We start from the raw sequence: 23,381 nt of genomic DNA, 5'->3' as shown, positions 1-23,381 counted from the left end.
GACCCTGGAGCGAGCAGGCAGAGGAACGACGGCTAAAAACATCACATCCTGTGATAACGCCTTCGTGACCAACATCGTGTTGGTCCAAGCGGCTCATCGGACGCCCCCAGGAAGCTTTGCTCTGTGCGAAAGCGAAGCGACAGCAACAACAAAGCGCCCAATCGGAACGAAAATCAACCCACGTTATGCTGATGAGGCTTATATTTCCTAATACTGTATATATTCTACATATAGCTCCAATTTTCCTTGTAAAAAAACACGAATCGCAACATGTCGATTCGTGTTTTTTATTATAAAAGGCTATACAGTTTAATGTTTTCGTTTTTATCAGCAAACCAACGCATAGCAAACTCATTTTCAAATAGGAAAACAAGATTATCAAAACGGTCTTTTACAAGCATTGAACGACCTGAAGACATCGATTCTTTAACATCTTCTTCGTTTTCAATCCATCTTGCAATTTTCGAACCAACTGGCTCCATCTTCACTTCAACATTATATTCGTTTTTCATACGATGCTCAAAAACCTCAAATTGTAATTGACCAACTGCTCCTAGAATAACTTCTTCTGTATGCAACGTTTTATAATATTGAATGGCGCCTTCTTGCACTAATTGTAAAATCCCTTTATGGAATTGCTTAGATTTCATAACATTTTTCGCAGTTACACGAACAAATAGCTCTGGAGTGAACTGTGGCAGTTTTTCAAATTGGAATGTCTTTTTACCACCTACGACTGTGTCACCAATCTGATACGTGCCTGTGTCATATAAACCGATAATATCACCAGCAACAGCTTCATCTACTGTTTCACGGTCGTCAGCTAGGAATTGTGTAGATTGTGTCACTTTGAATGATTTACCTGTACGAGATAACGTCATGTTCATGCCACGTTCAAATTTACCCGATACGATACGCACAAAGGCAATACGGTCGCGGTGTGCAGGATTCATGTTGGCTTGAATTTTGAAAATGAAGCCCGAAAACTCCTCATGCTCAACTGGATCAATAAATAGTTCATCCTCAGTAATTCGAGGCTGTGGTGTCGGTGCAAATTGTAAATATGTTTCAAGGAATGTTTGCACACCAAAATTTGTTAAGGCAGAACCAAAGAAAACAGGTGTTAATTCACCACGACGAATTTTTTCTTCAGAATATTCATTACCCGCTTCGTCGAGCAACATTATGTCATCCATTGCTTGTGAATAATATGAAGTCACCTTCATAGGATGCTCGACTGCAAGTTCCCCATTATCATCAATTGGTAAGAAACGTTCCTCTTCATCAGTACGGAATTGCTCGATACGTTTATTATAACGATCATAAATACCTAGAAACTCTTTACCCATACCGATAGGCCAGTTCATTGGGTAAGCGTTAATGCCAAGTACCTCCTCAAGCTCTTCAATCAGCTCAAGTGGCTCCTTCCCTTGGCGGTCTAGTTTATTGATAAAAGTAAAAATTGGAATACCACGCATTTTACAAACTTTGAATAGCTTTAAAGTTTGTACTTCAATACCTTTGGCAGCATCTACGACCATGACAGCACTATCCACCGCCATTAATGTACGATACGTATCCTCCGAGAAATCTTGGTGACCTGGAGTATCTAAAATATTGACACGGGAACCATTATAATCGAATTGCATAACTGAAGAAGTTACAGAAATCCCACGTTGCTTTTCAATTTCCATCCAGTCAGATGTTGCAAACTTACCTGATTTCTTTCCTTTTACTGTACCGGCATCACGAATGGCACCACCAAATAGTAAAAGCTTTTCTGTAATCGTCGTTTTCCCAGCATCAGGGTGACTGATAATGGCAAAAGTTCGACGCGATAATATATCTTTTTCTAAATTTGAATTCATCTCGTCATTCTCCTTTTTTCATACTTAATAATAATAAAAGAAGACTTGCCCTTCTTACAACCTTTTTACATGATTTCCCCAAAAAAGAAGTGTTGATGCACAATGTTATAGCTTCGTCCAAACACCTGCTGAAAGAAGTTAAAAGTACCCAAAAAGAAAACCCTTTAGTACTAACTAAAAGGGTTCTCTAAGTACGGTGAACTTGCCGCATTATTTCATGCATTAAGCTTTCACTATCAAGTACGCTCTAACATCCTTATTGGAGATCATATATTATACAAATTTTAGACGGCCAGCTTCTATTGCAATATCTGCATCACTATGCGGATATTTAGTATTCTCAATAATTTGATAATCTTCATGGCCCTTACCAGCAAAAATAATCATATCCCCTGGTTCAGCAATCTCAATCGCATGACGTACTGCCTCAGCACGGTCTCCTATACATGCATAATTTTCATGTAGCATCCCTTTGGCAAGATCACCTGTAATACTATCGTAGTCTTCATAGCGTGGGTCATCTGTCGTTAAAATAACGTAATCCGCGGCTGATGCCTTTTCTGCCATTGCTGGACGTTTCGATTTATCACGATTGCCACCTGTACCGACTAGGAAAATAAGCTTGCCTTTTTTATATGGTTGAGCTGAAGAAATCGCCTTTTCAATTGCGTCAGGTGTATGTGCATAGTCAATAAAAATCTGCACAGGTAAATCTGAGCAAACCTTCTCCATACGTCCCTTCACTGGTGGTAATTGCTCAATTTGCTCAATGATTGTTTCCATTGAATAGCCACGGCCATAAAAAGCAACCATAGCAGCAAGCACATTGTATATATTAAATTCCCCGAGTAAATGCATTTTTACATGATATATTCCCTCTGGCATATCAACATCAAAAGAAGTCATGAAATCATGATACTCACAATTAATAGCTCGGAAATCAGCTGCTTCATTTTTTAAACCATATGTCCATACTGGAAATGGTGTCATCGCAGCATAGCGCTCTGACCAAGCATCATCAGCATTTAACACTACACATTTATTCTTTTCTAAGTCTTGTCCAAGTTGAGAGAATAATAAGCCCTTCGCATGGCCATATTCCTCCATCGTTCCATGGAAATCAAGATGATCATGTGTAAGATTTGTAAAAATAGCTACATCATACTCTACGCCAGCTAGACGTCCAAGTGCTAAACCGTGTGAAGATACTTCCATAGTCATTAATCGGCAGCCTTCCATTTTTGCACGGAATATCATTTGTTGAGTCGATAATGCATCGCTCGTAGTATTTGCTGATTCATATAAAATACCATTTAAATTAAAGCCGATTGTTCCTGTTAGTGCAGATTTCTCACCCATACCATGCATTATATTTTGAATAATACCTGTTACAGATGTTTTTCCATTTGTCCCTGTTACGCCAATCATTGTCATATCTTTCGATGGATAGTCAAAAAACTTTGCAGCTAACAAGCCAACTGCTCGATCCGTATCTTTCACAATGACCTGTGCAATATTTTCTCCTAATGGTAATCTTCGTTCCGTCACAACAATTGTTGCGCCACCTTCAACAGCTTTTTGTGCATAGTCATGACCATCTACTGTATAACCTTTTATACAAACAAACATACTATTTGGTTGTACACTTCGTGAATCAATTACAATATCACTTACTTGGTCAGGTAGCACTCCAATTATTTTTTTCAAAGGTAATGCATTCAACAATTCCTCTGCATACATTTCATAGTCCTCCAATCAATCTCTACATTCATTTCATCATTTGTTGTTTATTCGACAAAAAATGACAAGATGAATACCCCCACATTCTATTGAATTTATTTTACTACTTATTCGCCCATAAAGAAAATGCTTGTTAAGACGTTTTTTTAATGAAAACGCTATCATTTTAATATATCTTTAATATTTCACCGAAATTTGGCTCCTCACCATAACGTGGGGTTGATTTCCGTTCCGGTTAGGCGCTTTCCTGGAGGCGCCCAACCTCCACTCCAATCAACTTATATAAATAGCATCTCCAATTTTTACTCTGAGAGCTAAAAATAACCTGACTTATCAAAAATCAACATTTATCGACAATCGTTATTGATTCATGTATGTTGGAAGTTATATTTGGAGAGCTTAGTTAATGTGACTACTAAAAAAAGTGAAGCGTCAAGGACCTTTAGCGATCTGACGCCTCATTTTTACTATTTCATAATAGTTCGCACAATCTTAACCTTTTGTTTATATGGGGGAAAGAGAACATTCGTCTCTAACTTAGATGATTTTTTTAAGATAGATTTTGGATGAGTAAAATTTTCAAAGCTTGCCTTCCCGTGGTATGCTTTTACCCCTGATGGTCCGACACCGCCAAATGGCAAATGTAAATTTCCTACATGTGTAATCGTATCATTTATACACCCTCCACCAAATGGTAATTCCTCTAAAAAGTACTGGGTAGCTTTTTCATGCTCTGAGAAAAAATAAGCCGCTAAAGGCTTTGGTAACTGACGAATTTGGTGAATGGCCCGCGGTAAATCATCGTACATCATCACAGGTAAAATTGGACCAAATAGTTCGTCCTGCATCGAAGGACTTGACCATTTCACATATCCAATAATTGTAGGCTCAATATACAAATCATCACGATCTGTTCTACCACCAAATGTAATGGCATCACGTTCTTCCACGATAATTTGCTGTAAGCGATCAAATTGTCTTAAATTCACAATACGGCCGTAGTCAGGGCTTTTTAATGCATTTTTACCATAGAAGGAACGAATCGTTGCTTTCAATATTTTCATAAATCGATCATAGACATCTTTATGGACAAGGACATAATCTGGTGCCACACAAGTTTGACCAGTATTTGTAAATTTACCCCAAGCGATTCTTTTCGCCGCTACTTCTAAATTGGCAGTTTGATCGACAATTGCCGGACTTTTCCCACCAAGCTCTAGGGCAATTGGTGTTAAGCGTTCCGCCGCTGCCTTTGCAACAACCTTTCCAACTGCCACACTCCCTGTAAAAAATATATAGTCAAAGGAAGCATGAATAAGTGCCGTCACTTCTTCTTTTTCCCCCTCCACAACACGCACATAGGAGGGATTAAACGTTTCTTCAATTATTTTCTTAACGATTACTGCTGTATGCACAGATGTTTCTGACGGTTTTACAATAGCCGTATTACCACCAACAATTGCACCGATTAATGGCTCCATTACAAGCTGGAATGGATAATTGAATGGACCAATGATTAATGTTACTCCATAAGGCTCTCTTACAATAAAGCTTTTTCCCATCTGGTATTGAATCGGTGTTTTTACTGCTTCAGGTTTCATCCAGTCTTCAATATGCTTTACCATATAAGAAATACTATCTAAAACAATGCCGACTTCTGTTGCATATGCCTCAAACTCACTCTTTCGTAAATCTAAATATAGAGCATTCAAAATTTCTTTTTCATATTTTAAAATCGTTTTCTTCAGTTTTATTAATTGCTCTTTTCGAAACTTTGTACTCTTCGTCGCTCGTGAAAAATAAAATTGACGTTGTTCTGTAATCATATTTTCTACATCTTGTGTCGTAAAATTCATAATAAAAGCACCCCTTTTTTTAAAATGGCATACATAGTTTTTTCATTTCGAAACAAACTATCTTTGTCTATACGATACAACATTGACAACCAAAATTCCTCTTATATGAGTGGGATGCGTAAAGAATAAAGTAAGAACTGTTGATGGTTTTGTGATTTCGAGAAATTTACAACTACATATTGAAAAATTGAAATGGGGGCGTAGATGAATGACAACAACAACAGGAACTTGGTGGGAGTCTATTTTTTCTGGACCATTAGCTCACGGTATTTGTGAAGAAAAATTATTGCTATTGCAAGATGAGGCTTTCTTATATCTCTCTACAATACCGGTCGAGAAAACAGAAGAACCTGAAGCTAATTAAAAATAGCGCGTTATAGGAGATTATTTCCTATAATGCGCTATTTTGTACTTCACCAAATAGGTATAAATTAGAAAAACTTAAAGAAGCATGTTAATCAACAGGCGTGGTTTTAAACAGACTCTAATACTCTTTTCACGATGGAAACCTCCCCTACAAAAAATTAAAAAAGGCTTCTCTGCCCGACCATCAAGTATAACGTAAGCATAATGACCACCATGGCCAAAAAGCCGATCGGGATCGATATTTTGCTCCATTTCCAATAATCGCTCGGCATCTCGCGCCGCTTGTTTTAAAAGCACTGAAGCGGTTCCCTATTAATTAGAAAGATATATAGAACTTATTAGGTGGTGGAATTAAAAAGTCCACCACGACTCAACTAATTTCAAGTTTGAGAATGAACATTTTCACGCTTTTCCAAGATGGCTGCATAGTGCAATGAGAGTGCCTCAAGATTATTGAAAATCTCACTAAATACTTCAAGGAAATTTTCCAAATCAATAATAACGTTATTAAATGTATTAACGTAAAACTGTGGCTGAGCCTGTATTTGTTGAGACTTGATTTCATTTGTTAAGGGGTATCTGTAAAAAGTTATACATCTATTGTTCGTATCGAAGATAACAGATTATTTAATAAGTAACTTGAAAACGTGATTACTTTTTAAGTATATCCTTGCCTAAAATAAAATTAAGTATTTCTGCCAATACGGCAAAGATATACTTAAATTCACAAAAACATTTGTTGCTGTCGCTTCGCTTTCGTACATTTTGCCCCAGGAAAGCGACTAATCGGAACGGAAAACGTTATGGTGATTGGCTAACTTCATACTTAAATGGAATTTTCAGTTTGCTAATACAATTTGCTGTAATTGTTTTAATTCTACATCAAGTCGGTTGATAGCTTCTTCCTCAATAGCAAACTTTCCATCTTCAAGCCGAATAATTTGTTTATCAACAATATATACAGAATGTGCAATAGTTGTGGCTCCTAATACAGCTAAAATTGGTTTTAATGCATACTCTAATGCGAGTAAATGTCCAATAGAGCCACCTACAGCAATTGGTAAGATGATCTTTCCATGCAATGCTTTTTGCGGTAGCAAATCTAAATAAGTTTTTATTATTCCTGAATATGAAGCTTTATAAATAGGCGTTAAAAGTATGATAATATCTGCTTCTTCAACTTGTTTATTTTCTGAAATGATGGCCTCACTTGCAAAATTAGCCGTAATTAAGTCCTCGGCTGGCAGTTCATGTACATAATTTGTGTGTACCACTATTCCATGTGCTTTTAAGTAGTTTTCCACCTTATCATGAATAGCCGTCAAGCGTGAATTTCTCGAATTATTACCATTAACAATAACTGCTTTCACCATATTTACCACTCCCCTATACATAGTTACTACAAAAAAATCCACGCCTCAAGTGCATATGCATTAATGCCCTTAATATCATTTAAATATAGCTCGGCAATAAGCGTCGCATCAAAGCCAAGTTTTTCTCCTGTTTGAATAACCTATTTTACATAATCAAATGTCGCAGGCATATTCTCATTTTCTACATTACGTAACCATCCCCCAAAAATCGGTAGCTAAAATCCTAATCACATATTCCCATCCTCCTCAAGTTCAATAGAAATTCACGATATAAAGATAAAAAAGGCTTCTATTTTTACGGTCGGAGAAAATCCGTTACGTAAAATAGAAGCCTCTAGATGTCTAGTCAACTCAATTCCAAAACCAAGTATTCTTATAGAATTAACATAACACAATAACCTACAAAGTCAATAGGTTTTTCTTCAACGACTCCTCATAAAGGTAACTATTGAACAAGGTGTTGTATTATTAATTTCCGAAAATTCACTCCCAAAAGTATCATATTGTTATTTTTAAAACGCTCTCCTTTTTATTTGGACTAATTATATTTGGCTTAACAGTATTGTTATGGATACTTTTCACTTCATAAAAAGAAAAAACTACATTCCCCTAACGAGAAGGATAGCCTTCCGCTGAAGAATGTAGTTTTTGAAACCTTTATTGGTGAATGGCTTTGTCAAAAACAGCTTTTGTAGCATCCCCAATATGCTCTGATACTGTAGGATGTGGGAAAATCATATTTGCGAGAGTATGAGCAGTGCCACCAGCATTTTTAGTAGCTAAAATAGCATTTAACATTTCTGTTGCCCCATCAGCAACAACACAAGCTCCTAAAATACGTCCTTCCTTTTTCGTCGCAATAAGCTTTATGAAGCCCACTGTATTTCCTTCCATTAATGCCTTGGGATTTGTATGTAAAGGCATTTGAGTAACTGTATAAGGTTCTGTAACCTGCTCTTCCAGTAAACCAAATGTCGCAATTTCAGGATGTGTATAAACACAGCGAGGTATCAAAGTTTGATCAATTAGTGCCGGCTTATTTCCTAAAATATGGTCCACAGCATGAATTCCTTCAGCACTCGCTGAATGAGCTAGCTGGTAACCACCAACTAAGTCACCTATAGCATAAATGTGTGGCTGACTTGTTTCAAGATGCTCATTGACAGCAATCAATCGACCATCGAATGCTAGACCAAGCTGCTGGGCTATTTCTGTATTCGGGCGTCGACCTGTTGCAAACAAAAGATTTTCATATGTATAAATGCCTTTAGATGTATGAATTTCATTACCATTAAAATGCTCAAATTGGAAATCTGTCACAAGCTCAATATCAAGCTTTTTCATCTTTTCACGAATAAGTGGTCGTGCATCTGGCTCTTCTGTCTGTAAAATATCTTCACTATGATTCAGCACCGTCACCTTTGTTCCAAGTGGTGCTAAACTAAATGCCATCTCTACTGCAATAACACCTCCACCGATAATTGTTAACTGCTTTGGTAGCTCTTTCATATCGAAAAATGTATCCGTTATATAATAGGAAGACGTCTCTAAACCTTTAAAAGGGGGTACAAATGGTTTACTTCCGGTTGCTAAAATGATATCCGTTGCTGTAAAGGTCTCACTACCAACTGTTACAGTTAAATCATTAGAAACTGCTGCTTCTCCTCGATAAAAAGTAATTTGATTGCTCAAAATATAGCCCTCAATATTCGTTAAAAGCTCGTCAATAATAGCATCCTTACGTTTCATCAATCGTGGAAAATTCACATTGACTGTAGAAGTTTCAATGCCCCAGTCATTACCACGTTGTATTTCTTGAATGAGCTTACTATGCTCCAACAATATTTTCGAAGGAATACAGCCGACATTATAGCAGGCCCCTCCTACTTTATCGCGCTCTACTAAAGCGACCTTCTTGCCACTTTTTGCTGCATGAATAGCTGCCACATAGCCCCCAGGACCTGCGCCAATAATCGCAATATCAAATTTTTCCACGAAAAATCACCTCATTTACCACCATAGCATTTACAAAATTTGAATGCAATGTCATAAATGTTACAGGAAATTTAGTAACATTTTGTCTACCCCAACGTCCACTACCGTAAAGGAGGATTGTATGCCAAAAAAATTTTTACTGTTAATCTCTATGCTACTCCTAGTTGCCGCCTGTCAGGAAAAAGAAGCATTAAAGCCCCCGCCAAGTAAGAACTATTCACAAACGGCTACTTAACAACAGGAAGACTTTCTTTATGAACTCTCTATTTCCAAATCCACCTTCACTGAGGGGGAATCCATAAAAATAACGGCTAAACTCACATATGTAGGGCAGGCACAAAACGTAACTATTTACCATGGAGGCTCCCCATTTTTATTTAATTTGCAGGAGATGACTCGGAATTTTGAAATACCTAGTGTAATGGATACTCCACTAATTACACGTATTCTTGAAAGAAATGTGCCCTACGAAGAGGTCTACACGAGCGGAGGCGTGTACGACGAATTTTCAGAACCTAAACTCGTTGAATTTATGAAACAAACAATGAAAGGTCATTTTCCAAAAGGACATTATATCGTAAAAGGGAGCACTGACTTTTACACAGAAGACCCGAATGAACAAAAAACGGAGTACAAATCATCAGCAACAATTGAATTTAACGTACAATAGGCAAAAAAATACTCTCATTATTCTTAATAGAACAATGAGAGATTTTTAATTATAAGTATTTTCATTACGGTATTCCATGTGCTTTCTCGGGTATTCTCTCTGCCCGCGGGTATTCCCTCTGCTCCCGCGGGTATTCACTCTGCCCGCAGGTATTTCCTGCTCCCGTGGGCAAAATAATGTAAGTTAATAAATATTCCGTTCCCAAAAGCGCTGTTGAGCTATGGCGTTGACAAATTTTTTTGCGAAATCTTTGTCGCCAGTTGCCAACACAATGCCTGGTCCTACATTGGCATTGGACATATTAAAAAATGTCGTTCCAGATGTAGCTATGCCTATCGGTTTGTAATGTCTATACGCTTCATTGATATAATTTACAATATGTGAATTAAACTTTGCCTGATTTTTTGCTTTTACGCCTACAACATATAACGAATCAAATAGTACCGCATCCGTAGTAATAAATGTGTCACTTGCTGTTAACTGTACACCATCACTACTAGTAACAACCCCTAATCTGTCGGAAATAATACTGTATCGAACACCCTGTCTTGTTAAATATTTCAGTATTTCTCCAACTTCATTTGCATCAAATCCATCACCAATTAGCACACCTACCCTTAGTGTTTGTGGCATTTTTATTGTATTAGCTTGACTAAGTGCAGGTGATGATACTGTGACATTTATTTGCTCACCTTTTGGACGATTAACACCAACATTATCGGCCACAGTCGTTGCCATTGCTGTATCAACACGGACAAACATATCGACAACCTGTTGGCGAACGGATTTACTTTTCACCTTCCCTACCTCAAAACTAAAGGCATCAATGATATGCTGTTTTTCAGGTGGTGACATACTATTCCAAAACAGCCTTGCCTGTGAGAAATGATCACCAAACGATTTACTACGTGCTCGTGTGATGCGTCCTTCAACCTTTTCTTCATAATGGACAAAGCCACCTTCCCTTGCCGTTGATGTTGATGGTGTATTATTGGCCAAGGAATTTTTATGATAGCTCACTTTTCCTACATTAATAGTTTGACGACTAAAGCCATTGCGCTGATTGTTATGAAATGGACAAACGGGTCGGTTAATCGGTATTTCAGAAAAGTTTGGTCCCCCTAGACGTATTAGCTGTGTATCTAAATAAGAAAATAGCCGCCCCTGCAAAAGTGGATCATTTGTGAAATCTATGCCTGGTACAACATTTCCAGGGTGGAAGGCGACTTGCTCTGTTTCAGCGAAAACATTATCCACATTACGATTCAAGGTCATTTTCCCAATCTTTTTAACTGGCACTATCTCTTCAGGCCACAGCTTTGTTGCATCCAAAATATCAAAATCAAATTTAAATTCGTCCTCTGGCTCAAGCATTTGTACACCAAGCTCATATTCTGGATAATCACCTATCTCAATTGATTCCCATAAATCACGTCGCTGAAAATCTGGATCCTTTCCAGCAATAATTTGTGCTTCATCCCAAATAAGTGAATGAACCCCTAACACAGGCTTCCAATGAAATTTAACAAACCTCGATTTTCCTTTATCATTGACGAAACGAAAAGCATGAACACCGAAGCCTTCCATCATTCGAAAACTTCTAGGTATTGCACGATCAGACATATGCCACATAATCATATGCGCAATTTCCTGATTGTTCGCTACAAAATCCCAAAACGTATCGTGAGCTGAGGCTGCTTGTGGCATTTCATTGTGAGGTTCAGGCTTTACCGCGTGAATTAAATCAGGAAACTTAATAGCATCCTGAATAAAAAAAACAGGTATATTATTACCAACTAAATCATAATTGCCTTCATCCGTGTAAAATTTCGTCGCAAAGCCACGAACATCACGTGCAGTATCCATCGACCCTAAGCTTCCAACTACAGTTGAAAATCTGACAAATACAGGTGTTTTCTTATTAGGGTCCTGTAAAAAGCTTGCTTTAGTATATTCCCCCATCGATTCATACAATTCAAATTCTCCATGTGCTGCAAAGCCCCGCGCATGTACAACACGCTCAGGAATACGTTCATGATCAAAATGCGTTATTTTCTCTCGAAAGTGAAAATCCTCCATAATAGTTGGCCCACGAACTCCAGCCTTCAATGAATCCTCATCATTCAAAACTTTTAGTCCCTGATTCGTCGTCATCTTTTTTCCTTCATTATCGACACGAAACGGCTCTAGCTGCTGATCCTTCGCATTCTCGTCTAAATCTTTGCGCTGATTCGACTTAGAGTTATCCACGCAATCCCCTTTCGTTCCCATACTCATAATTCTCAATATACACTATATGTTTTTATGGAATAAACATGCTTCAAGGCGTTGATATAGGACGTAATCCAATATCAATTTTTTCTCAATAGACAACAAAAAGTGGCGTAAAGTCTGTATTGTAATAGCAGGCAAATAAATAATTCATTTACTTAAAACAAAACCTTGATTGGCAACTGAAGTGCCCCCAAAGTTAGATTTTTGTCTAACAACCGGAATCCGCTTCAAATTAGCCTATCAAGGTTTTTTTCATCACTATTCAGCTATATGTTTATTTAAACGCTTGAGCAGCTGCTACAGCTTTTTTCCAGCCTGCATAAAGTTCTTCACGATGTGAGTCATCCATATTAGGTGTGAATTGACGATCTAAATTCCAATACTCACTAATTTCATCTGTTGTTTTCCAGAAGCCAACTGCTAAACCTGCTAAATACGCAGCACCTAAAGCTGTTGTTTCGTTAATGACTGGACGATCAACAGGAACGTTTAATAAATCTGATTGGAATTGCATTAAGAAATTGTTTGCAACAGCACCGCCATCTACACGTAATTTCGCTAGTGGAATATTGGCATCCGCTTCCATTGCACCAAGTACGTCTTTAGTTTGATACGCTAACGATTCTAATGTTGCACGTACAAAATGTTCTTTAGAAGTACCGCGCGTTAAACCGAAGACTGCACCTCGTACATCTGAATCCCAATAAGGTGTACCTAGACCAACGAATGCAGGAACTACATAAACGCCATCAGCCGACTCTACACGTGCAGCATATTGCTCAGATTCAGAAGCAGAACGGAACATTCGTAAGCCGTCGCGTAACCATTGAATAGCAGAGCCAGCTACGAAAATGCTTCCTTCTAAAGCGTAAGTCACCTTGCCATTTAAGCCCCAAGCAAGCGTAGTTAATAAACCGTTCTCTGATTTTACTGCCTTTTCACCAGTATTCATTAACATAAAGCAGCCCGTACCGTAAGTGTTTTTAACCATACCTTCTTCGAAACAAGCCTGACCGAATAGAGCAGCTTGTTGATCACCTGCAGCCCCTGCAATTGGAACAGCAGAACCAAAGAACAGAGCTTCTTCCGTATATCCATACACTTCTGAAGAAGGACGAACCTCAGGAAGCATAGAAGCAGGAACGCCTAAAATGTCTAATATTTCTTCATCCCATTTTAAATCATAAATATTGTACATTAACGTACGAGAAGCATTTGAATAATCTGTAACATGGACTTTACCACCTGTTAACTTCCATATTAACCACGTATCAATTGTACCGAATAATAAATCGCCTGCTTCTGCTTTTTCACGAGCACCTTCAACATTATCTAAAATCCATTTTACTTTTGTACCTGAGAAGTATGCATCGATTAATAAACCTGTTTTATCACGGAATAAATCATTGTAACCGTTTTCTTTCAATTCCTCACAAATAGCGTTCGTTTGGCGTGATTGCCATACAATCGCATTATAAATTGGTTTCCCAGAATGTTTATCCCAAACAACAGTTGTTTCGCGTTGGTTTGTAATACCGATCCCAGCAATTTGATTTGAATCAATATTTTTTGCAGAAAGCACTGTAGCGATACAAGAAAGAATAGAAGACCAAATTTCTTCTGCGTGATGTTCAACCCATCCGGATTGCGGGAAATATTGCGGGAATTCTTGTTGTGCAACGTGGAGAATGCTCCCTTTTTCATCAAACAAAATAGCACGTGAGCTTGTTGTACCTTGGTCCAAAGCTAAAATATATTTTTTTTCTGACATCGGTCATACCTCCAAATAATTTTTTAATTTCTTTCAGCAAAAGTCCCCTACCTCTATAGGTGGTGAGATGAATGCGGATTAAAGCTCTTTTCAGCGAGTGTCCAAACACCTGTACCTGTTGCTACGCTTTCGGCACAATAGACACCTGCTGAAAGAAGTTAAAGCCTCCGGCGGATGTCATAGAATCGGAAAGGAGTTCTTAAAGGATGTTAGCCTAAAATCATCGCATCCATGCGATAACGGCTAACTGACCTGCATCATGCAGGCCTAAGCACAAAGCCGATTCCAGACGCAATTATGCCGAGGCATAATTGATTTACCCTTCACTTTTAACATTTTTCACTGTCATTTGAGCACTGATAAAAATAATAACTACGATAATAGCAAACACCCAAAATGCGATACTATTTTTCCCCTCAAAAATTTGTTGGAAAAATAGGGCACCAAATGTACCACCGATAATTGGACCTACAACTGGAATCCATGCATATGACCACCCTGAGTCACGTTTGCCTGGGATTGGTAAGAAAAAGTGAGCTATACGTGGGCCTAGGTCACGTGCAGGGTTAATTGCATAACCAGTAGGACCCCCTAATGCCATCCCGATGACTACAATTAGCATACCAACTAGAAATGGATTTAAACCATCCGTAATTGTATTTGTTCCTAATGCTAGAATACCTAAAACAAGTATAAATGTACCAATCATTTCTGAGATTAAATTTGATAATGGATGTTTAATAGCAGGCATTGTAGAAAATACAGCCAGTTTCGCTTCCGGATCTTTCGTACCTTTCCAATGTGGTAAATACATAAAATAAACGAGTACCCCACCTAAAAATGCACCAATCAATTGTGCAGCAATGTAAGTAGGTACGTCTTCCCATGGGAAATTACCGATTGTAGCAAGCGCGATCGTTAAAGCAGGATTTAAATGAGCCCCACTAATACCACCAACAGCATATGCAGCCATAGCCACACCTAGACCCCAAGCGAATGTAATCACTACCCATCCACCACCAAAACCTTTCGATTTGTGCAGTGATACACCTGCAACAACGCCACCACCGAATAAAATAAGAATCATCGTGCCGACAAGTTCAGCTGTAAATGTTGACATACAAGAAGCCCCCCTTTGTAATAGTGCACTTAGTATAAAAACAAACCCACACTTAAACAAACTGCACGTTGTAATGCAGATGAATAAATGTGGGTTCCTTTTCCTAACCACGCGCTTATTAACTTATGTACATTGTAGAGAAAATAATATACATAGTCAACAATATTTCTGGAAATTTTCCCACAAGTTCTTATTTGATGTCGTAATAGCTACTGCTCCAGCTGATAACGCTTCCTCTATACTTTCAACAGTGCGGACTAGTCCACCTGTAATAACAGGAATTTTTGTTCGCTGGTGTACTTCTGAAATCATTGAAGGAATGATGCCTGGTAATAATTCAATATAATCAGGCTTCGCTAATTCAATCATTGAAAAGCTTTTTTCCAGTGCAATTGTATCAATTAAAAAGACGCGCTGAATGGCAATAATCCCACGAGATTTTGCTTTTATTAACATATTAGATCGAGTGGAAATTATACCTGCCGGACGGATATCATTGCATAAAAAATCAGCTGCAAAATTATCCGTTTTTAAGCCATGAATTAAATCTGCATGAATAATTAATTTTTTACCGTTACGATCTGCTTCTCGTTTTATTGACATGAGCAAACTAATATGCACTTCTAATAGAACAATGTATTCGAATCGACTATTTAATATTTCATCAAATTGCTTAACTGTACGTGCAGCGGGAATAATTTGTTGATTATTGAAATTCATTTAATTTCCCCTTTAGTTAAAAAGTAGGTCGCCATTAAGACGACCTTCCTTTTTTATTATAATGCAGTTGTAGCTCTTATTATTTCTATATTTAAATCTTTTTCATATTGCGTACGTTGTTCAGTAGACCAATGTAATTGTTTTGCCATTTCATCTAATACCGCATCTTTATATTGTTTCACAAGGGCGATATTAAAGAACATATACGCTGTACGACGAATCATAAAGTCGTTTGGATGAACAACCATTTCCTGATGAATACCATACAGTAGCTGAGCATATAGCCCTTGTGGTAAAACAGGATGCTTTTCTTTAGCATATTCAAAAACAGTATCCACATTAGAACCGTAATGATGAGCTAAATGTTTTGCTTCCTCTTCTGATAATCCGAGATCGACACCCATTTTTGTTCGTTTTGACACGAAGGCATGTAAGTTTTGGGAGCCTCCAACATCCCCACCAGAAATATGAATTTGCTTTGTATAACATGGTTTAGATGCAATGCCAAATTGTTGTTCTAAATCTTGTGCAATCTTATTTAAAACTGTTTCAGCCATTTTACGATAACCTGTTAATTTACCGCCAGCAATTGTCACAAGACCCGAAGATGATTCCCATACTTCGTCCTTACGAGAAATTTCAGATGGATTTTTACCTTCCTCATGAATTAATGGACGAACGCCTGCCCAGCTTGATTCGATATCTGCATCAGTGATGTTAACTTTTGGAAACATGTAATGAATTGCCTTCATAATATAATCACGATCTTCTTGTTGGATATTCATTTCTCGGGCATCGCCTTCGTAAAATGTATCTGTCGTTCCAACATATGCTTTCCCATTTCGAGGAATCGCAAACACCATACGACCATCAGGTGTATCAAAATAGACAGCTTGACGTAATGGGAATTTAGATTCATCAAAAACGATGTGCACACCTTTTGATAATATTAAGTGCTTGCCATTTTGTTCCCCTTCAATATTACGAACCTCATCTACCCATGGACCTGCAGCATTCACAACTTTTTTCGCACGAATATTAAACGTGTTATGGGCAATCAAATCTTGTGCTACGATACCATTAATTTTCTTTTGGTCATTGTATAAAAAGTTTTCTGCCTTTGTATAATTAATGAGTGTAGCGCCTTTTTCGATGGCAGCTTTGGCAACTTCGACTGTCAGACGTGCATCATCTGTACGATATTCTACATATACACCACCGCCGCGTAAGTCTTCACCTTTGACCAAAGGTTCTTTTTCCATTGTTTTTGCAGCATTTAACATATATCGACGCTCAGAACGTTTAACCCCTGCTAAAAAATCATAGACACGTAAGCCAATATTCGTTGAGAATTTACCAAATGTGCCACCTTTATGGAATGGCAGTAGCATCCAAACAGGAGTTGTTACATGCGGTCCATTTTCATAAACGATCGCACGCTCTTTTCCTAAATCTGCAACCTCTTTTATTTCAAATTGTTTTAAATAACGAAGTCCACCGTGCACTAATTTTGTCGAACGACTAGAAGTACCAGCGGCAAAGTCTTGCATTTCAACTAACGCTACAGATAGTCCACGAGCAATTGCATCAAATGCGATACCACAACCTGTAATCCCACCACCGATAACCAATAAATCATATTCTTTACTTTCTAATTCTACAATCGTTTGTTGACGTTGTACTGCTGAAGCTGTGCTCATAATGAAATTCCTCCTTATTTAAAGCGAAAAAAAGAGACCATTAAAAGCACATGTACAAATGTACATATGTTTTTAATGGTCTCTCAATCGCTCAAACCTAGTATATTAACTTAATTTCATTGTAATCTGTTTAGAAAGAAAAGGCAAGGTAGATCGTCTAGAAAAATTACGAATTCAACATACACTTTTCAATCATTTATAGGTTTAAGGACGTGTCATATGTACAATTCAATTGTCATGGCTTCAGATATTATTCCCAAATACAAAAAATTTATTTATTTACATTTTTGAGTGGAAGATAAATAAATCTTAGTCGTTGCATTAGAAAGGTTCACATACAATTTTCTATAAAAAACTATAAAATAGACTATTCATCATAACGTGGGGTTGATTTCCGTTCCGACTGGGCGCTTTGTTGCTGACGCTTCGCTTTCGCACAGATAAAAACATTTGTCGCTGACGCTTCGCTTTCGCGCAGAGCAAAGCTTCCTGGGGGCGTCCGATGAGCCGCTTGGGCCAACAGATGTTTTCTGCGCGAAAGCGTAGTGCTAACGAAGCGGCAGCGGCACCGATGTTGGTCACGAAGGCGTTATCACAGGATGTGATGTTTTTAGCCGTCGTTCCTCTGCCTGCTCGCTCCAGGGTCTCATCTGTGACGCAATCCCCAAGGAGTCGCCCAGTCTCCACTCCAATCAACTTAATATATGTCATACTTTTAATAATTGTTATCCTCATCTTTTGTGATGAGATATAAAAATAGCAGGTTCTCCATTAAGTAATAGAAAACCTGATGATAAGCAATCCATTATGCCTCGGCTTAATTGCGTCCGGATTCGACTTTGTGCTTCACAAAGAACTCCATTTTTGCGGAAAGAAGTTAAAATATGTATTGTATCATTTCATGTATGTTGCAATAAGGATTGTCACGGCTTTCCGTCTTGTGAAGTGCCATCATATCTGTGCAATTTTTAATAGCGACCTCATGTCGAAGTGCGATAGGTGCAATGACTGACTCATCCGCTTTATGACGAAAATAACGTGTTACTCCAAGATGCTGCTCCATCTTGTCATTTAATACAGCACGAGGATACTTTTCAGATAGATCGACTTCTTCAAAATGCAACAATAGCCATAATTCGAATGCTTCATTTGAATAGGCAATATGAATATTATTCTCCTCACAGAAGTCATTCACTTCCTCTAATTGCTTTTCAGTTAAATCATCCTTATCAAAAACAATCCAAACCTCATCAAAATATTGGTAGCTTGAATCCCGATAGGCATGCTGGGCTAGCTTAATAGCTGAACGCTTGACGTTTTTTATTTTGACACTTACCATTTTTGAGCGCTTTAAAATACGCATTTGCTCAAAATAAATGCGTTCGGTTTCACCTTCACAATAAATTAAAACGGTTTTACGCAGTGTTCGATTCCCTTGTTGACGCACTCTCACTGCTCAGATACCTCCACTTCCTATCAAATATGCCTCGGCATAATTATAGCTGTCGCTTTGCTTTCGCTACAGATAAATTGCTGCCACAGGACGTGGCGTTCTTAGACTGAGTTCCTCTTTTTCAGCGGGTGTTTGGATGCCCGCTAAAAGAAGTTAAATATTGATCTGATAAATATTCATTAATAACCGGTGTAGCCCCAAATTCTCCTTTTAAGTATCGCTTGGCAAAGGAAATATCTCCACGTTTCTTCTGCAAATCTGCAAAATCAAATAAGGAGTATAACTCGGATTCATTTTTAAAGCTTTTATTCACAAACCATATTTGATCGGAACGTAGTGGCTGATCTAATAAATCAATTTCATGACTTGTGACAACAAATTGATTCGTCACATTACGCTTGCTGTTCATAATGGCCATTAAAAATTCGCAGATAGACACATGAAATGCTGTATCAAATTCATCTATAAAGATCGTCTTCCCTTTATTGTATGCATCTACCATAACGCATGCTAAATGCAGCATCCGGACTGTCCCCTTTGAATCCATCGTCCAATTGATCGTCTCTGTCCCAATCGGAGCACCTGCTTCATCGAATGATAAATAGTGCAAATCGATATCCACCTCCTGAATAACCTCTGGCGTGTCAAAATCATAGCCAATAGTATTTTTCTCTCTACGCTCAACGCGTCTTGCCGTCACATCTTGAATAGAAAAGTCTGCAATCTTTAGTAACTTAATAACCTCTTTCTTAAATGGCTCCCCTTCAAGTTTACGAATAAGTGGATGACTTGATAACCGATTTGCTTCATCTAAAAACAGTATTTTATGTAAAAACCAATCAAATATTTTCGCAGCATCTGAGTCATTAAAGACATTTAATACTGATAAGAACGCTATATTATTACGCGTATATTTTGTCAATTCTAGCGCTGTGCTTTGGGCAGTTTCATACAAATATTCTGTCCCATCCCATTGTCTATTAAAGAGCTGCTCTTTCATGGATTTTGTCGTTTTAGTTAGGCATTCATAAAGGACCTGTGAAGCATTATACTGTACCTCATAATCGTACAGTACCCCATCTAGTAATAACGAAATCATAAATTCTGTCGGTTGCCCTTGCTGACCTCCTAACTTAAACGGCTGGTAGGGCAAGCGCAGTTGTTTAACATTATTAAGATTTTCAAAGTTAAACAATAAAGAACGTAAAATTTTAATAGCAGTGAATAAGTTTGATTTTCCACTTCCATTTGGTCCGAAAATAAAGGCACTTTTTACAAGGCGAAACGAGTCAAATTTCATCGTATGTGTATCCTTTAATTTTCGAATACGGCTTCCCGCCACCATTGAAAATAGTGTTTCGTCTTTATAACTTAAGCAATTTTTCACCCTAAAATCTACCAGCATTTGTAAGCCTCCGTTCAATTCTGCAACATTCCTTTAAACAATTATTATACTATAGTCGCGAAAAAAGACATATTACTCAGAATAATACTAATTAAATGCAGAGTGAATCTATAAATTTCGCCTTGGCGTAATTGCGTCCGGAGGCTTTGGACGTGGCGTTCTTAGACTGAGTTCCTCTATTTCAGTAGGTGTTTGGACACCCACTGAAAAGTAACCACATTCCGCATTCATCTCACCACCTTCAGAGAGGCGGAGTCTTCTGTAACTAACGTTTCACTTCACTACAAAAACATTTGTAACTGCCGTTTCACTTACGTTACATAAAATATTTGTAACTGCCGTTTCACTTACGTTACATAAAACATTTGCAACTGCCGTTTCACTTACGTTACATAAAACATTTGCTGAAAGAAGTTAAAGTTTCTCGTTACAAACAACACATTAACTATTTTTATTAATTGGAAGATGCTGATTAATTTGATGGCGATGGAATACTAGAGTTGAAAAGTTTTATTTTTATTAATATCAATACTAAAGAAAGTAGTGAAAAAATAAAGCCGCTCCAAATAAGTTGGTGAATTCCTAATTGAGAAATAAACCAACCGCCAAAGGATGTTCCTAAAGTAATTCCAAGATTTGAAAATGAAACAAACAGACTATTACCAAATTCAGGGGCTTCTTTAGCTTCACTTATTAACCATGCCTGACTAACGATTAAACCGCCAGAATGTACGATTCCCCAAATGAATACCATAAGAATCATTGGAACGAAATAAGAACCTAAATAATAAACGAATAAGTAAACGAATAAATATAGTACCGGAAATGATATTACAGTTTTCAACATGTTTCTTTGTAAAAGAAATCCAAATAAAGAATTACCTAAAATCATAATTACGCCAAATATTAGCAACATAATACTAATCAAGGAACCATTCATGTGAGTGACTTTTGCAAGGTATTCAGCAAAATAACTGTATACCGAAAACATAGCTGCAAAAATAAATACAACAGTTCCTATATTTAACCATAATTCGGTTTTTCGTAATATACCGACTTGCTTACCAAAAGACATTTTTTCTTTAACAGGCATAGAAGGAAGCAAAATTAATATTCCTATAAAGGCTACAGCATTTACAATCGCTCCAAACAAGAAAGCAATCTCTAATGAAAACTGTTCTGCAAGATAAGAAGTTAATGGTACACCTAAAGCAAAGCCAACCGTAATTCCCATAAAAACTTTGGAAACTGCTCGGCCGCTTTTTTCTGGAGGAACAAGATTAGCTGCAGTTACAAGAGCTATTGAAAAGAATAGAGGGTGAAGTGCCGCAGGAATAATACGAAAAATAAGCATAACTTCAAAATGTGTCGTATAAGCATAAAAAATATTAGAAATAGCAAATATAAATATTGTTGTTAATAAAAGTAGCTTACGATTAATCCCAGACACAAGTAATATTAAAAATGGTCCAGAGATAGCAACAACTAGAGCAAATATACTCACTAACAAACCTGCTTGTGCGGTTGAAATCTCAAATTTTCGAGCGATTTGTGGTAATACTCCGACAATACTCATTTCTGTTGTAATAATTCCAAATACACCTATTGCTAGTATAAAAATAAGTAAAGGATTTACTTTTCGCATTAATAAAAATCTCCAATCTTAAATTGATTTAATTGTTGAGCATTGTTACAAATATTGATTGGTGTGAAATCATAATTTCTCCATTTATATATAATTCTATATATATGTATAATTAGATGTATTGAACCAAAAAAAGGAAAACCTCCTTTCTATTTATAATTCTTTTTGAACGTACTCTCGAAATTCTTGTATTGTTTTCTCATTCCGACGATAATAAGTCCACTTTCCAATACGTTCGGATTGTAACAATCCAGCTTGTTGCATAGTTAATAAATAATTAGAGATAACCGATTGAGCTAGTCCTGCATTCAATTGAATATCTCTTACACATACTCCAACTTGAAAACTAATTCCTTGTTGTAAATAAAGTTTTTCATCAAAAAATTCCTCTGGATTCTTTAACCATAATAATATTTGACGTCTTGTATCGTTTGATAATGCTTTGTAGATTTGTGAAGGTTCCATAAAATTCATTATATCTATTTTTATAGATTTGTAAACCGAGTTTTAAAAGTTAAAATCATCTGTCTATTCCAGAATCCATACCTTTAATTGCATATGATGCCTATCTCTCTTATTCTTAATTATTGTATTTTCCAATTGATAGGCTTTACCATCTCGTTGTGGAATAACTTTCATAAATCTTTAGATTGTTAATTTATTTTACGAATCGAAATTACAAAATTTTTAACTCTATTTTAAAATTATTTCATTTTTAGATATAATAATTACTAACACATGTGAGAGAAAAGGTGAAATGATGAAGGAAGATAAAGTTCGCGATCTCATTATCCAAACTTCCTTAGCCTTATTTAATAAAAAAGGCTACAGTCAAACTTCTATTCAAGATATTATGAGTGCAACAGAATTACCAAAAGGTGCAATTTATAGACGTTTTGAAAACAAGAATGAAATTGCTCTCGCTTCATTTGAGTATTCTGGAAGTATTGTTTGGAATCATTTTTTAGAAGCTACTAAATCAAAAGATTCAGCTACTGAAAAATTAATAGCAATGTTTGAGGTGTATCAAGATGCTGCTAATAATCCACCTGTTGATGGTGGATGTCCACTACTAAATACGGCCATAGAAACAGATTATGGTTTCCCAGAGCTTCATGAAAAAGCTGCTGAAGCACATAATCAAACATTGCTTTTTATTCAATCTATCATTGAAGAGGGAGTAAATTCAAAAGAATTCCTTCAAAATATTGATTCTTATTCTTTAGCATCCTTTTTATTTTCAACTTTAGAAGGTGCTGTTATGGCGAGCCGTTTGTCTTTAAATAATAAGCATATGCATTATAGCATTGAGCAAATCAAAAAACTTTTACAATACTACTCATCAAAGAACTAGAGGCATATATTAATTCCTCTAGTTTTTTTAGTTGTTCACTAAAATGTAATAATTAAATTATGGAAAATAAT

General features: G+C 37.0%; 18 protein-coding genes and 1 pseudogene. 3 read left to right on the top strand and 16 right to left on the bottom strand.

All coding sequences use genetic code 11. The features are described 5' to 3' along the window. Positions 1-290 precede the first annotated feature (290 nt). From ABH968_RS15580 to ABH968_RS15570, 3 genes are all read right to left on the bottom strand, one after another. Entirely contained in the window at positions 291-1,868 is a 1,578-nt protein-coding gene (locus ABH968_RS15580) for a peptide chain release factor 3 (protein ID WP_370045323.1), read from the bottom strand. Between the two features lie 273 nt (positions 1,869-2,141). After that, positions 2,142-3,608: a UDP-N-acetylmuramoyl-L-alanyl-D-glutamate--2,6-diaminopimelate ligase gene (locus ABH968_RS15575; RefSeq protein ID WP_370045321.1), complete on the bottom strand. Its 1,467-nt coding sequence runs from the start codon at positions 3,606-3,608 to the stop codon at positions 2,142-2,144. Positions 3,609-4,075: 467 nt separating this feature from the next. Then, positions 4,076-5,464, bottom strand: coding sequence for an aldehyde dehydrogenase (locus tag ABH968_RS15570; RefSeq protein WP_370045319.1), 1,389 nt, complete (start codon positions 5,462-5,464; stop codon positions 4,076-4,078). Positions 5,465-5,672: 208 nt separating this feature from the next. Here ABH968_RS15570 and ABH968_RS15565 point away from each other — a divergent pair, with 208 nt between their 5' ends. Beyond that, complete coding sequence (locus tag ABH968_RS15565; RefSeq protein WP_370045317.1) at positions 5,673-5,828, top strand: hypothetical protein; 156 nt, start codon at positions 5,673-5,675, stop codon at positions 5,826-5,828. Positions 5,829-5,905: 77 nt separating this feature from the next. Here ABH968_RS15565 and ABH968_RS15560 read toward each other — a convergent pair whose 3' ends face one another. The 4 genes and pseudogenes from ABH968_RS15560 to lpdA all read right to left on the bottom strand — a co-directional run bounded on the left by ABH968_RS15560 (position 5,906) and on the right by lpdA (position 9,198). Then, complete coding sequence (locus ABH968_RS15560; protein ID WP_370045315.1) at positions 5,906-6,127, bottom strand: hypothetical protein; 222 nt, start codon at positions 6,125-6,127, stop codon at positions 5,906-5,908. 542 nt (positions 6,128-6,669) lie between these two features. Then, positions 6,670-7,203, bottom strand: a complete 534-nt coding sequence (ssuE, locus tag ABH968_RS15555; RefSeq protein WP_370045313.1) for an NADPH-dependent FMN reductase — start codon at positions 7,201-7,203, stop codon at positions 6,670-6,672. Positions 7,204-7,241: 38 nt separating this feature from the next. After that, a pseudogene (locus ABH968_RS15550) lies at positions 7,242-7,412 on the bottom strand (LLM class flavin-dependent oxidoreductase); the annotation flags it as partial. Positions 7,413-7,860: 448 nt separating this feature from the next. Beyond that, on the bottom strand, positions 7,861-9,198 hold the full coding sequence (gene lpdA, locus ABH968_RS15545) for a dihydrolipoyl dehydrogenase (protein ID WP_370045312.1): 1,338 nt from the start codon (positions 9,196-9,198) through the stop codon (positions 7,861-7,863). A gap of 391 nt (positions 9,199-9,589) precedes the next feature. Here lpdA and ABH968_RS15540 point away from each other — a divergent pair, with 391 nt between their 5' ends. Continuing rightward, a complete protein-coding gene (locus tag ABH968_RS15540) occupies positions 9,590-9,868 on the top strand; it encodes a hypothetical protein (RefSeq protein ID WP_370045310.1) in 279 nt (92 codons plus the stop codon). 183 nt (positions 9,869-10,051) lie between these two features. Here the strand turns inward: ABH968_RS15540 and ABH968_RS15535 are convergent, their stop codons facing one another. From ABH968_RS15535 to ABH968_RS15495, 9 genes are all read right to left on the bottom strand, one after another. Further along, positions 10,052-12,139 carry a catalase gene (locus tag ABH968_RS15535; protein ID WP_370045308.1) on the bottom strand — a complete coding sequence of 696 codons (2,088 nt, stop codon included), beginning with the start codon at positions 12,137-12,139 and terminating at the stop codon, positions 10,052-10,054. Between the two features lie 277 nt (positions 12,140-12,416). Further along, on the bottom strand, positions 12,417-13,913 hold the full coding sequence (gene glpK, locus ABH968_RS15530) for a glycerol kinase GlpK (protein WP_370045306.1): 1,497 nt from the start codon (positions 13,911-13,913) through the stop codon (positions 12,417-12,419). A gap of 316 nt (positions 13,914-14,229) precedes the next feature. Further along, positions 14,230-15,033, bottom strand: coding sequence for an MIP/aquaporin family protein (locus tag ABH968_RS15525; protein WP_370045305.1), 804 nt, complete (start codon positions 15,031-15,033; stop codon positions 14,230-14,232). Between the two features lie 156 nt (positions 15,034-15,189). After that, the gene (locus ABH968_RS15520; protein WP_370045303.1) at positions 15,190-15,753 is read right to left on the bottom strand and encodes a glycerol-3-phosphate responsive antiterminator; all 564 of its coding nucleotides are present in this window, start codon (positions 15,751-15,753) and stop codon (positions 15,190-15,192) included. A 56-nt stretch (positions 15,754-15,809) separates the two neighbouring features. Then, complete coding sequence (locus tag ABH968_RS15515; protein WP_370045301.1) at positions 15,810-17,453, bottom strand: glycerol-3-phosphate dehydrogenase/oxidase; 1,644 nt, start codon at positions 17,451-17,453, stop codon at positions 15,810-15,812. An 877-nt stretch (positions 17,454-18,330) separates the two neighbouring features. After that, the gene (locus ABH968_RS15510) at positions 18,331-18,906 is read right to left on the bottom strand and encodes an RloB family protein (RefSeq protein ID WP_370045300.1); all 576 of its coding nucleotides are present in this window, start codon (positions 18,904-18,906) and stop codon (positions 18,331-18,333) included. A 121-nt stretch (positions 18,907-19,027) separates the two neighbouring features. Continuing rightward, complete coding sequence (locus tag ABH968_RS15505; protein ID WP_370045298.1) at positions 19,028-20,311, bottom strand: AAA family ATPase; 1,284 nt, start codon at positions 20,309-20,311, stop codon at positions 19,028-19,030. Positions 20,312-20,783: 472 nt separating this feature from the next. Then, positions 20,784-21,956, bottom strand: coding sequence for an MFS transporter (locus ABH968_RS15500; protein WP_370045296.1), 1,173 nt, complete (start codon positions 21,954-21,956; stop codon positions 20,784-20,786). A 153-nt stretch (positions 21,957-22,109) separates the two neighbouring features. After that, positions 22,110-22,421 (bottom strand): ArsR/SmtB family transcription factor, encoded by a 312-nt coding sequence (locus ABH968_RS15495; protein WP_370045295.1) that lies wholly within the window; start codon positions 22,419-22,421, stop codon positions 22,110-22,112. 292 nt (positions 22,422-22,713) lie between these two features. Between ABH968_RS15495 and ABH968_RS15490 the strand changes: the two genes are divergently transcribed. After that, on the top strand, positions 22,714-23,310 hold the full coding sequence (locus ABH968_RS15490; RefSeq protein ID WP_370045293.1) for a TetR/AcrR family transcriptional regulator: 597 nt from the start codon (positions 22,714-22,716) through the stop codon (positions 23,308-23,310). The last annotated feature ends 71 nt before the right edge of the window (positions 23,311-23,381 follow it).

The sequence above is a fragment of the Lysinibacillus sp. RC79 genome (genome assembly GCF_041262405.1).
Classification (GTDB): Bacteria; Bacillota; Bacilli; order Bacillales_A; family Planococcaceae; genus Lysinibacillus.
Note: the sequence above shows the minus strand (reverse complement) of the source record. Positions and strands in the feature narration are given on the sequence as shown.